The sequence below is a fragment of the Streptomyces sp. NPDC042346 genome (assembly GCF_055581845.1).
Map to the genome: position 1 here is coordinate 1,180,601 of NZ_JBVJEH010000001.1, position 11,483 is coordinate 1,192,083.

An 11,483-nucleotide genomic window follows, 5' to 3' on the forward strand; every position below is an offset into this window, starting at 1 on the left:
ACCGGCGCATGAAAGGGCTGTCAACGGTCGGGTACGTCACTTCCGTGACCTTCGCCGGACGGGAATAGATCCCGGCGCTCCTCCAGCTCCCTGATCAGGTCCTGGAGCTCCGAGCGGATCCAGTCGCGCGTCGCGACCTCGCCGAGGCCCATGCGGAGCGCCGCGATCTCCCGGGTCAGGTATTCGGTGTCCGCGATCGACCGCTCGTTCTGCTTCCGGTCCTGTTCCAGGTTGACCCGGTCCCGGTCGTCCTGCCGGTTCTGGGCGAGCAGGATCAGCGGGGCCGCGTACGAGGCCTGGAGGGACAGGGCGAGCGTCAGGAAGATGAACGGGTACTCGTCGAACCTCAGCGTCGCCGGGGCGAAGATGTTCCACACGACCCAGACGATGATCGTCAGGGTCATCCAGACGAGGAAGCGCCCGGTGCCCAGGAAGCGGGCGATCCGCTCGGACATCCGCCCGAAGGCCTCCGGGTCGTACTCCGGGAGGAACCTGGGCCGGCGCTCGCGCGGCAGGTCGAGCCGGATGCGGGCCACCATCGGCCGGTCCCGTTCCCGCTCCCGTTCCCTCTCCTGCCCCCGCTCAGCGGCCATGCCCGGTCCCCTCCTCGTGGAACTCCGTCTCCCGCCAGTCCTCCGGCAGCAGATGGTCGAGCACGTCGTCGACGGTGACCGCGCCGAGCAGCGAACCGCTCTCGTCCACGACGGGCGCGGCGACCATGTTGTACGCGGCGAGATAGCTGGTGACGGCGGGCAGCGGGGTGTCCGGGCCGAGCGGCGGCAGGTCGCTGTCGACGAGCGAACTGACCAGCGTGAACGGCGGGTCCCGCAGCAGCCGCTGGAAGTGCACGGTCCCGAGGTACTTCCCGGTCGGCGTCTCGTCCGGCGGCCGGCACACGTACACCTGCGCGGCGAGCGCCGGCGACAGGTCCTGCTGGCGCACCCGGGCCAGCGCGTCCGCGACCGTGGCGTCCGGCCGCAGCACGATCGGCTCGGTCGTCATCAGACCGCCGGCCGTGCGCTCCTCGTACGACAGGAGACGGCGTACGTCGGCGGCGTCGTCCGGCTGCATCAGGGTCAGCAGCCGCTCCTGGTCCTCCTCGGGCAGCTCGGACAGCAGGTCGGCCGCGTCGTCCGGGTCCATCGCCTCCAGGACGTCGGCCGCGCGCTCCTCCTTCAGCTTGCCGAGGATCTCGATCTGGTCGTCCTCCGGCAGCTCTTCGAGGACGTCGGCGAGCCGGTCGTCGTCGAGGGCCGCGGCGACCTCGGCGCGCCGCTTGGGGGAGAGGTGGTGCAGGACGTTGGCCAGGTCGGCGGGGCGCAGCTTCTCGAAGGTGGCGACCAGGCTCTCCGCGCCCTGTCCCTCCTCCTCCAGGGAGAAGCCGGTGACGGCCGACCACTCGACGGTCAGCGTCTCGCCCTTGCGGCTCAGCACCCCGCCCTTGCCCTTGCGGACGAAGACCTTGTCGATCTCCCAGTCGCGGCGGGCGGGCAGCTGCTGGATGGCGACGTCGAGGACGGTGACCTCCTCGCCCTCCTGCCCGCCGGGCCCGACGAGCCGGACGCGCCGGTCGAGGAGCTCGCCGAGGACGAGCCGCTCGGTGGGGCGCCGCTCGAAGCGGCGCATGTTGACGACGCCGGTGGTGATGACCTGGCCGGACTCGACGCCGGTGATGCGGGTCATCGGGACGAAGACCCGGCGGCGGCTCAGCACCTCGACGACCATGCCGAGCAGCCGGGGCGGTCGGCGGCCGACGCGGAGCATCGCGACGAGGTCGCTGACCCGGCCGACCTGGTCGCCGACGGGGTCGAAGACGGGGACTCCCGCGAGATGGGAGACGAAGATCCGGGGGGCGCCTGCCGCCATGCCACGCGCCTCCTCGGTGCCGCACGATTCGAGTCGTGGCAAGAACTTTGCCGGTGATTGCAGAGCTTTGCCTGGTTCAGGCTAGCCCGTGACGTTCCGCCCCGCTCCGGCAAGGACTCCGTACGGCTGCCTGCGGGGCGCGTCACCCGGCCCGGGTACGCTGCGGTCTGCCGTCCCCCCACTCGGCCCCGGCACCGGACCCGGTCATTCCACCGGTCCGGCCCACGGCCTCCGGCGGCGCCCCGTACGGGCCACGGCCCGGCGTACTCCCCCACGACACGAGAGGCAGCGCAGATGGCCGTTCGTACCCCGTCATCGCGTATCCGCAGGGCCGTCGTGCCCCTGGCGCTCTGCGCCGGGCTGACAGCCGGACTCACCGCCTGCGGCGCCGATCCGGACGAGGGGACCAACGGGGTCGGGAAGCTCTCCGCGCCCGAGATCGAGCGGAAGGCGCAGTCGGCGGCGGACACGGCGAAGGCGGTACGGCTCGCGGGCACGCTCGTCAGCAAGGGCGGCACCTTCAAGCTCAACATGCGGCTCAAGCAGGACGGCGCCGCCGGCTCGGTGACGACGAAGAACAGCACCTTCGAGCTGCTGCGGGTCGGCGACGCGCTCTATCTGAAGGCGGACGCGGGCTTCTGGGCGCACGACGACAAGGCGACCGAGGAGCCCAGCGAGGCGGACACCGAGGCCGCCGACAAGCTCGACGACATGTACGTGAAGGTGCCGCAGGGCGACCCCTCGTACAAGCAGTTCCGCGGCTTCACCGACATGGACGTGCTCCTCGCCGGGCTGATCGGCCTGCACGGGGAGAAGGTCAAGGGCGACCGCGACCAGATCGGCGGGGTCCGCACGATCAAGGTCAAGGGCGGCGCGGAGGGCGAGGGCGGCACGCTCGACGTGGCCCTGGAGGGCTTCCCCTACCCGCTCCAGTTCGCGCGGGGCGGGGGAGCGGGCGTCGTGGTGCTCTCCGAGTGGAACAAGGACTTCCCGCTCGCGGAGCCGTCGAAGGAAGAGACCCTCGACTACGGCAAGCAGCTGCCGCGAAGGTAGCTACCGGTTCCTGCGGCGCTTCCCGAACAGCAGCTTCGGGAGCGCGGCCGGCACCGGCCGGCGGGTCGTGGCCTCCGAGGGCAGCGGTACGGCCGCCAGGGAGCCGTCCGGCAGCTCCGTCGTCGAGGAGCGGGGGTCGAGCCGCAGCACGCGGCACTCGCGCGCCCAGCGCCCCGGCATGGCCTCGCCGTCCGAGGCGTTGAGCCGCTTGCCCTTCAGCTCGGCGACCGCGGCCTCCCACTCGTCCGTGCCGGGGGAGAGCTCGCGTACCGCGGCCGTCCAGGAGACGAGCCGCCCGCCCTTGTCCTTGCTGCGGACCGTGACCTCGGCCGTCCCGCCGTCCGCGAGGCCCGGCAGCGGCTGCTCGCCGGGACCGTCGCCGACGACGTGCGCGGCGCCGTCGTGCCAGACGTGCCAGAGCGCGCGGGCGGGACCGGTCCCGCGCACCCAGACGAGGCCGGACTTCTTGGTGGCCTCCTCGACGAGGGCGGACCCGGGCAGCTCTTCAGTCATGGCCCGAAGCTTAGGGGACGTCCTGTCGGTCAGGCCGGGCTCGCGCCCTGCCTTCGTCCTCAGAGCCAGCCGTTGCGCTTGAGCATGCGGTGGATGCTGAAGCAGGCGGCGATGATGCCGGTGAGCACCATCGGGTAGCCGTACCGCCAGTGCAGCTCGGGCATGTGGTCGAAGTTCATGCCGTAGACGCCGCAGACCGCCGTGGGGACGGCGATGATCGCCGCCCACGAGGTGATCTTGCGCATGTCCTCGTTCTGCGCGACGGTCGCCTGCGCCAGGTTGGCCTGGAGGATCGAGTTGAGGAGCTCGTCGAAGCCGACGACCTGCTCCTGGACCCGGGCGAGGTGGTCGGCGACGTCCCGGAAGTACTTCTGGATGTCGGGGTCGACGAGCCGCATCGGGCGCTCGCTGAGCAGTGTCAGGGGGCGCAGGAGCGGGGTGACGGCCCGCTTGAACTCCAGTACCTCGCGCTTGAGCTGGTAGATCCGGCCGGTGTCCGTGCCGCGCGTGGAGCCCTTCGCGGTGGGCGAGAAGACGTCGATCTCCAGCTGGTCGATGTCCAGTTCGACGGCGTCGGCCACCGCGATGTAGCCGTCGACGACGTGGTCGGCGATGGCGTGCAGCACGGCCGAGGGGCCCTTGGCAAGGAGTTCGGGCTCGCCCTGGAGGCGGTGGCGGAGGTTGCGCAGGGAGCCCTGGCCGCCGTGCCGGACGGTGATGACGAAGTCGGGGCCGGTGAAGCACATGACCTCGCCGGTCTCGACGACCTCGCTGGTCGCGGTGAGCTCGGCGTGCTCGACGTAGTGGATCGTCTTGAAGACGGTGAAGAGGGTGTCGTCGTACCGCTCCAGCTTGGGTCGCTGGTGGGCGTGGACGGCGTCCTCGACGGCGAGCGGGTGCAGCCCGAACTCGGCGGCGATACCGGCGAATTCGGCCTCGGTCGGCTCGTGGAGCCCGATCCAGGCGAAGCCGCCGCTCTCCCGTACCTGGCTCATCGCGCCGCGGGGCGTGAGGCAGTCGCGGTCGTCGACCCGGCGCCCGTCGCGGTAGACGGCGCAGTCGACGACGGCGCTGGAGGCCGAGTGGTCGCGGGTGGGGTCGTACGAGGTGTACGTGGTGGGGGTCTTGCGCAGGGTGTGCCGCAGGCTCGGCCGGACGGCGGCGCGCAGGTCACGGATCATCGACATGGGCATGCTCCTCACGGAGAGGCCGTCGGTGCGATGCGTGGCACAGCCCGGAATGGGGACGTGGAGCTACGTCGTCCACAAAGCGGGCGGCACCGGGGAATCGCGGCGGCGGCGTTCGCTACAGACAGGCAAAGGCGAAATGCTCTTCCGTCGTGCGAGATGCCGGATGCCCGGTGCCGGAGAAGGCCGGTCCCGTACGGGACCTGGGATCACCGGAGAGTGAGACGCACCGGGCTCGGGTGCGGGGCGGAAGAGCGACTGGTACTGCCCGACCGACTTCGGTCCATCGCAGCCCCACCTCCTCCGGCCGGTCCCCCGTGGGGGATGACGTGTGACGAGTAATCAGGAGTTCGTGACTCCCGACCAGCGGCCAAGACTATCAGCCGACAGAGGGTCAATCCCTGACTTTGCCCGTTCCGTACGCGCTTTATGCTCAGCTCATGGGAGAAGTTCTTGCTCTGGTCGAGGCCCGGCTGCGGACGGCGCTCGGTGAACCGGACGCGCGGGCCGCGGTGACGTTCCTCGGCACCGACCGGATCGAGGTGCTCCGCTTCGTCGACGGCGACCTCGTGCGGTACGCGACCCTCGGGATGTCCGCCTCGCCGATGGCCGATCCGACCGCCGCCCTCGCGGACCCCGTGAAGGGCCCGCGCGCGGAGCTCGTCCTCACCGTGCGGGCCGGCCTCGCCGACACCGACAAGGTGCTGCGCCCGCTCGCCGTGCTCGCCGCCACCCCGCAGGTCGAGGGCCTCGTCGTGGCCCCCGGCGCCTCGCTCGACGTCGGCGAGCCCCTCTGGCCGGGCGCCGGCTTCAGCTCGGTCCTGGTCGCCGAGTCCGGCGGTCTGGTGGAGGACCTGGAGCTGGACGCGCCGCTCGACCCGGTCCGCTTCCTGCCGCTGCTCCCGATGACCTCGAACGAGGCGGCGTGGAAGCGGGTGCACGGGGCGCAGGCGCTGGAGGAGCGCTGGCTGGCCCGGGGGACGGATCTGCGCGATCCGCTGCGCAGGTCCGTGAGCCTGGACTGAGGGCCCGCCGGGGCCCGGATCGGGGGTCGGTTCGGTGGCGTGGCCGCGCACCCCGGGTGAACGGCCCGGGCCGGACGGGTGATCGTCGGCGGCCGTCCTTGACGCGGGGCCCGAGGGGTAGGACCGTTGAGCCCTATGAGGGGCGAACCCAGTTGTCCGAAGTGCGGTGGCAGGGTCAGAGCGCCCGGTCTCTTCGCCGACTCCTGGCAGTGTGACGTGCACGGCTCGGTGCACCCGCTCCAGCCCGTCATCCCCCCCAGCGTCGAGGCTCTCGGTGTCGTGGTGCACCGGTCCCAGGTGCCGGTGTGGATGCCGTGGCCCCTGCCCGTCGGCTGGCTCTTCACCGGTATCGCGTGCGCCGGCGACGATCGCAGCGGCGGCCGTGCGACGGCCGTCGCGTGCTCCGGTCCCGGCCCGCTCGGCGGGCTCGGCGAGCTGATCCTGGTCGCCGAGGAGCTCGGCGTCGGCCTCGGTGCGCGGTACGCCGGAATCGACGGCCTCGATCCCGGCTCCGGCATGGCCATCGAGAAGCCGCCCCAGACGAAGGTCCTCGCCGCCGGGCGTCCCACGCCGCTGTGGCACGTCACCGGCGCCCCGCAGGATCGGGCGGTCTTCGCGGGGGAGGCGCGCGGCCTCTGGCTCTGGGCGATCGTCTGGCCCGAGCAGTCCGGCCTCCTGATGTACGACGAGCTGGTCCTGACGGACCTCCGGGACGCGGGCGCCGAGGTCGAGCTCCTGCCGTGCGGCGCGCTCACCCCGAGGCTGCTGAAGTAACGGGCGACCGGGCGACCGGATCCGTACAGGACTGTTCGATTCGCCCGTTATGCTGAAGCGTCCCTCGTCCGTGTCGAGCCCCCGGAGTACCGCGTCGTGCGCATCGATCTGCACACCCACTCCACGGCGTCCGACGGCACGGACTCGCCGGCCGAACTCGTCAGGAACGCGGCCGCGGCCGGGCTCGACGTCGTCGCGCTGACGGACCACGACACCACCCGGGGCCACGCCGAGGCGATCGCCGCGCTGCCCGAGGGGCTGACCCTCGTCACCGGCGCCGAGCTGTCCTGCCGGCTCGACGGCGTCGGCCTGCACATGCTCGCCTACCTCTTCGATCCGGCGGAGCCCACGCTCCTCGCCGAGCGGGAGCTCGTCCGGGACGACCGCGTGCCGCGCGCCCGGGCCATGGTCGGCAAGCTCCAGGAGCTCGGCGTCCCCGTCACCTGGGAGCAGGTCGCCCGGATCGCCGGCGACGGCTCCGTCGGCCGCCCGCACGTCGCCGAGGCGCTCGTCGAGCTCGGGGTCGTACCGGACGTGTCCGGGGCCTTCACGCCCGACTGGCTCGCCGACGGCGGCCGCGCGTACGTCGGGAAGCACGAGCTGGATCCCGTCGAGGCGATCCGCCTGGTCAAGGCCGCCGGCGGGGTCACCGTCTTCGCGCACCCGCTCGCCGTCAAGCGCGGCGAGGTCGTGCCGGAGGCGGCGATAGCCCGGCTGGCCGACGCCGGACTCGACGGCATCGAGGTCGACCACATGGACCACGACGAGGCGACGCGCGCGCGGCTGCGCGGGCTCGCGAAGGAGCTCGGGCTGCTCGCCACGGGCTCCAGCGACTACCACGGCAGTCGCAAGACCTGTCGCCTCGGCGACTGCACCACCGACCCCGAGATCTACGGCGAGATCATCCGCCGTGCCACAGGGGCCTTCGCGGTCCCCGGCACGGGGGGAGCCGTCTAGCCCCTGGGGGGCGGCCCGAGGCCCGAGGCGCGACGCCCGAGGCCCGACGCCCACGGCCCTTCGGCGGCCGTCCGGAGCGGACGGGGCGGAGGGAGCCGCGGCGGCCGAACCGGCCGGGACGGACACCGCGATCCGCACCCGTGCTCGTCCCGCGCTCGTCCCGCGCGCGCAGGGCGGCAGGGAATCCTGCCGGTTTCCGTCGGCGGGACCGCACTCGTACGGCCCGCCCCCACCCGCATCCGTCCACGTCACCCCGCGCGGCTCCGCGCCGCGCGGGGGACGTACCCACGTCGGCCCGCTGGCGGAACTCCACATTCCGGCAGCGCGAGCCCACACCCCACCGTTCGACTCTCCCGCAAGGCACCCCACCGTGTTCGACGTCGCCGTCTTCGGCTCGCTGTTCCTGACCCTCTTCGTGATCATGGATCCCCCCGGGATCACGCCGATCTTCCTCGCCCTCACCTCCGGCCGCCCGGCCAAGGTCCAGCGGCGGATGGCCTGGCAGGCCGTCGCCGTGGCCTTCGGCGTCATCACCGTCTTCGGTATCCTGGGGCAGCAGATCCTCGCGTATCTGCACGTCTCCGTGCCCGCGCTGATGATCGCGGGCGGTCTGCTCCTGCTGCTCATCGCGCTCGACCTGCTCACCGGCAAGACCGACGAGCCGAAGCAGACCAAGGACGTGAACGTCGCCCTGGTGCCGCTCGGCATGCCGCTGCTCGCCGGGCCGGGTGCGATCGTCTCGGTCATCCTCGCGGTGCAGCACGCCGACAGCGCCGCCGCGCAGGTCTCCGTCTGGGCCGCCATCGTCGCCATGCACGTCGTGCTCTGGCTGACCATGCGCTACTCGCTGCTGATCATCCGGGTCATCAAGGACGGCGGCGTGGTCCTCGTGACCCGCCTCGCCGGCATGATGCTCTCCGCCATCGCGGTGCAGCAGATCATCAACGGCGTCACCCAGGTGATCCAGGGAGCTTGACCCTCAGAGGTGTCTTGCCGGCCTGGTGTCCAGGGCTCTGCAGTCCCGGCTCCGGACACCACTGCGCCCCCGTACGGATTCCGCTCTGCGAAGTCCGTGCGGGGGCGCGGTGCGTGGTGTGGACCTGACCTGTTACGAGGCCGAGGTCTCGGCGGGGCGGATCCAGATGCGCTGGCCGATCGCGGCGGCCTGCTGCACGATCCGATTGACGGAGGCGGCGTCCACGACCGTACGGTCGACGGGCGTTCCGTCGATGTCGTCGAGGCGCAGGATTTCGAAGCGCATGGGCTTCTCCCTTCGTCTGAGTTGATCCTCCTGAAGGAGAACTGGGTTACGTAGCTGTCCAACGAAGTGCATCCTGCAAACATTCCTTACGCTAAGGAAAATTTTCGGATGTCTAACTACCGGCGGGTAGGGGGGTGTGGCGGCACGGTCGCCGGCGGCGGAGAATGAGCCCCGTATGAACGACGCAGAGACCACCGACGCACCCACCGAAGCGACCGCCGAAGCGAGCACGGACGCCGCCACCGAAGCCGACGCGCAGTCGCTCGACGCCCGCCTGAGCGCGCTCGACGCCCGCGTGGAGCGCACCAATGAGCTCCTCCAGCGGATGCTGGCCGAGGTAGCCAAAACCCCTTCCACCCACGCCATCTTCGTCGACGCAGGTTACGTCCATGCTGCGGCCGGGTTGCTGGTGACGGGCACCGAGGACCGGCGCTCCTTCGACCTCGACGCCGAGGGCCTGATCGAGGCCTTCATCGACAAGGCCCGCACGATCTTCGCGGACAGCAGACTGCTCCGCGTCTACTGGTACGACGGCGCCAGGCGCCGCATCCACACCCCCGAACAGCAGGCCATCGCCGAGCTCCCCGACGTCAAGGTGCGCCTCGGCAACCTCAACGCCAACAACCAGCAGAAGGGCGTCGACTCCCTGATCCGCACCGATCTGGAGTCCCTCGCCCGCCACCGCGCCATCAGCGACGCCGCCCTCGTCGGCGGCGACGAGGACCTCGTCTCGGCCGTCGAGGCGGCCCAGGGCTACGGCGCCCGCGTCCACCTCTGGGGCATCGAGGCCGCCGAGGGCCGCAACCAGGCCGAGGCGCTCCTCTGGGAGGTCGACAGCCAGCGCACCTTCGAGCTCGACTTCTGCCGCCCGTACGTCACCCGCCGCCCGGTCACGACGTACGAGAACGAGGGCGAGCCGCCGCCCTCCCGCGAGGAGGTCCGCTTCGTCGGCGCCCAGATCGCCGCGACCTGGCTCGCCGAGCGCGGCCGGGACCGGCTCGCCGAGCTCCTGCCCGGCGCGCCCTACCTCCCCGGGCCCGTCGACCAGGACCTGCTCGTCGAGGCGGAACGCCTGCTCAGCCGCTCCCTGCGCGGACACGCCGCCCTGCGGCGCGCCCTGCGGGACGGCTTCTGGCAGCACCTCAAGACGCAGTACTGACGGGCTCGCGGGGCTGCCGCGACCGACGGTCCTACGAGGCTGCCGCACCGGCCTCGCTGCCGGCGGCGACCCGCTCCCAGAAGCCGGTGAGCCGGTCCGCCAGCTCGCGCGGGTGCGACACGTTCGGAGAGTGACCCGCGCCCTCGACCACCGTCCGGTGCGCGCCGGTGCGGGCCGCCGCCGCGGCCAGCTCCGCCGGCGGCCAGACCATCTCGTCGGCCCCGTACGCGATGTGCAGCGGCATCCGCAGCCCACGCAGCTCCGCCGTCCCGTCCGGGTCGTTCAGGAGGAGCCGCCCGGCGCCCGCGAGCTGGGCGATCCGGGTCCGCATCCAGCGCCGCCGCAGGAAGCCCGCGAGGGCCGGAGCGTCGTCCGTGTCCGGTTCCTCGCCCCGGCTGTCCAGCCAGCACATCGCCTGCCAGACCCGCTCCTTCGGCAGCAGCGCCAGAGCGCCGCGCAGCACCCGGATCCGGATCCGCTGCGGTCGCGCGACCCGGCCGGGCCCCGAGGAGAGCAGGGTGAGCGAGCGGAAGGCACCCGGCGCGAGCGTGGCCGCGGCGCGGGCCACGAGGCCGCCGAAGGAGTGGCCGAGCAGATGGACCGGTCCGTCGCCGAGGGCGGCGGCCTGTGCGACCGCGTCGAGCGCGAGCGGCCTGCGCCGGTAGGCGGCCCGGCCGCGGGGGCCCGGGGTCTCGTTCTGTCCCCGTCCGTCCACCGCCACGGCCCGGTAGCCGGCCTCGCTCAGCGGGCCGAGCAGCGCCAGGAAGTCCTCCTTGCTGCCGGTGTACCCGGGCAGCAGCAGCACCGTCCCGCGCCGCTCGCCCTCGGGTATCGCGTCGAGGACGGCGAAGTCGCCCCGCGCGGTCGTCAGGCGGCGGGCTCGGGTGCGGGGCGGCAGTGCGAGGGAACGGGGCTTGCTCATATCTGGACTGTAACGGCGTGAACGGGGCCCGGCCCGGGGGCTGTGCCCCGACAGCCGTGGGGGGGGGGGGGGGGGGGGGGGGGGGGGGGGCCGGCGGGGGGGGGGGGGGGGGGGGGGGGGGGGGGGGGGGGGGGGGGGGGGGGGGGGACGTACNNNNCGTGCGGCCCGGTCCCTGGGGAGGGACCGGGCCGCACGGCTGTGTGACGGTGCGGGGATCAGCTCTCGGGCTGAGCCGCCGCCTTCTTCGTGGTGCGGCGACGCGGAGCCTTGGGGGCCTCCTCGACGGCCGGGGCGTCGACGGCCGGAGCCTCGGCGGCCGCGGCCTTCTTCGTCGTACGGCGACGCGTCGGCGTCTTCGGCTCCGAGGCGTCGGGCGCCTCGGCGGCGACCGCCTTCTTCGTGGCGCGGCGACGCGGAGCCTTCGGGGCCTCCTCGGCGACCGGAGCCTCGACGGCCTCGACGACGACCTCGGCGGCCGCGGCCTTCTTGGTCGTACGGCGACGCGCGGGGGCCTTGGCGGCCTTGGGGGCTTCCTCGACGACCGGCTCGGCGGCCGGCTCGGCGACGGGGGCCTCGGCCACCGGCGTTTCGGCGGTGACCGGGGAGCCTGCGGGCCTGCGGGCGGTGCGGCGGGCGCGGGGGGCCTTGGGGGCTTCCTCGACGACCGGTTCGGCGGCCGGCTCGGCGACGGGGGCCTCGGCCACCGGCGTTTCGGCGGTGACCGGGGAGCCTGCGGGCCTGCGGGCGGTGCGGCGGGCGCGGGGGG

At 72.9% G+C, this 11,483-nt stretch carries 12 protein-coding genes and 1 pseudogene; 6 read left to right on the top strand and 7 right to left on the bottom strand.

Annotation, left to right across the window (positions count from 1 at the left end; all coding sequences use genetic code 11):
- Positions 1-20: 20 nt before the first annotated feature.
- Together ACZ6K0_RS05655 and ACZ6K0_RS05660 are read right to left on the bottom strand one after the other, a co-directional pair.
- The gene (locus ACZ6K0_RS05655; RefSeq protein ID WP_376412579.1) at positions 21-593 is read right to left on the bottom strand and encodes a DUF1003 domain-containing protein; all 573 of its coding nucleotides are present in this window, start codon (positions 591-593) and stop codon (positions 21-23) included.
- The gene (locus tag ACZ6K0_RS05660; RefSeq protein WP_376412576.1) at positions 583-1,866 is read right to left on the bottom strand and encodes a magnesium transporter MgtE N-terminal domain-containing protein; all 1,284 of its coding nucleotides are present in this window, start codon (positions 1,864-1,866) and stop codon (positions 583-585) included. The genes ACZ6K0_RS05655 and ACZ6K0_RS05660 overlap by 11 nt, the downstream gene beginning before the upstream one ends.
- A gap of 294 nt (positions 1,867-2,160) precedes the next feature.
- On the opposite strand from ACZ6K0_RS05660, the gene ACZ6K0_RS05665 reads away from it, so the two are divergent.
- On the top strand, positions 2,161-2,919 hold the full coding sequence (locus ACZ6K0_RS05665) for a hypothetical protein (protein WP_469227740.1): 759 nt from the start codon (positions 2,161-2,163) through the stop codon (positions 2,917-2,919).
- Here the strand turns inward: ACZ6K0_RS05665 and ACZ6K0_RS05670 are convergent, their stop codons facing one another.
- On the bottom strand, positions 2,920-3,432 hold the full coding sequence (locus ACZ6K0_RS05670) for a hypothetical protein (RefSeq protein ID WP_376412570.1): 513 nt from the start codon (positions 3,430-3,432) through the stop codon (positions 2,920-2,922). It abuts the gene before it with no gap.
- A 59-nt stretch (positions 3,433-3,491) separates the two neighbouring features.
- A complete protein-coding gene (locus tag ACZ6K0_RS05675) occupies positions 3,492-4,619 on the bottom strand; it encodes a magnesium and cobalt transport protein CorA (protein WP_376412568.1) in 1,128 nt (375 codons plus the stop codon).
- 440 nt (positions 4,620-5,059) lie between these two features.
- On the opposite strand from ACZ6K0_RS05675, the gene ACZ6K0_RS05680 reads away from it, so the two are divergent.
- The 4 genes from ACZ6K0_RS05680 (at position 5,060) to ACZ6K0_RS05695 (ending at position 8,351) form a co-directional block, all read left to right on the top strand.
- A complete protein-coding gene (locus tag ACZ6K0_RS05680; protein ID WP_376412564.1) occupies positions 5,060-5,644 on the top strand; it encodes a suppressor of fused domain protein in 585 nt (194 codons plus the stop codon).
- A gap of 135 nt (positions 5,645-5,779) precedes the next feature.
- Positions 5,780-6,418: a DUF6758 family protein gene (locus tag ACZ6K0_RS05685; protein ID WP_376412561.1), complete on the top strand. Its 639-nt coding sequence runs from the start codon at positions 5,780-5,782 to the stop codon at positions 6,416-6,418.
- A 96-nt stretch (positions 6,419-6,514) separates the two neighbouring features.
- A complete protein-coding gene (locus ACZ6K0_RS05690; RefSeq protein ID WP_469227736.1) occupies positions 6,515-7,375 on the top strand; it encodes a PHP domain-containing protein in 861 nt (286 codons plus the stop codon).
- A 370-nt stretch (positions 7,376-7,745) separates the two neighbouring features.
- Positions 7,746-8,351, top strand: coding sequence for a MarC family protein (locus ACZ6K0_RS05695; RefSeq protein ID WP_351823479.1), 606 nt, complete (start codon positions 7,746-7,748; stop codon positions 8,349-8,351).
- 132 nt (positions 8,352-8,483) lie between these two features.
- Here ACZ6K0_RS05695 and ACZ6K0_RS05700 read toward each other — a convergent pair whose 3' ends face one another.
- On the bottom strand, positions 8,484-8,636 hold the full coding sequence (locus tag ACZ6K0_RS05700) for a hypothetical protein (RefSeq protein WP_086823662.1): 153 nt from the start codon (positions 8,634-8,636) through the stop codon (positions 8,484-8,486).
- A gap of 325 nt (positions 8,637-8,961) precedes the next feature.
- Here ACZ6K0_RS05700 and ACZ6K0_RS05705 point away from each other — a divergent pair, with 325 nt between their 5' ends.
- Positions 8,962-9,795 (top strand): NYN domain-containing protein, encoded by an 834-nt coding sequence (locus tag ACZ6K0_RS05705; RefSeq protein WP_376412680.1) that lies wholly within the window; start codon positions 8,962-8,964, stop codon positions 9,793-9,795.
- 31 nt (positions 9,796-9,826) lie between these two features.
- On the opposite strand, the gene ACZ6K0_RS05710 is transcribed toward ACZ6K0_RS05705, so the two are convergent.
- On the bottom strand, positions 9,827-10,717 hold the full coding sequence (locus ACZ6K0_RS05710) for an alpha/beta fold hydrolase (RefSeq protein ID WP_469227735.1): 891 nt from the start codon (positions 10,715-10,717) through the stop codon (positions 9,827-9,829).
- A gap of 215 nt (positions 10,718-10,932) precedes the next feature.
- A pseudogene (locus tag ACZ6K0_RS05715) lies at positions 10,933-11,483 on the bottom strand (DEAD/DEAH box helicase); the annotation flags it as partial.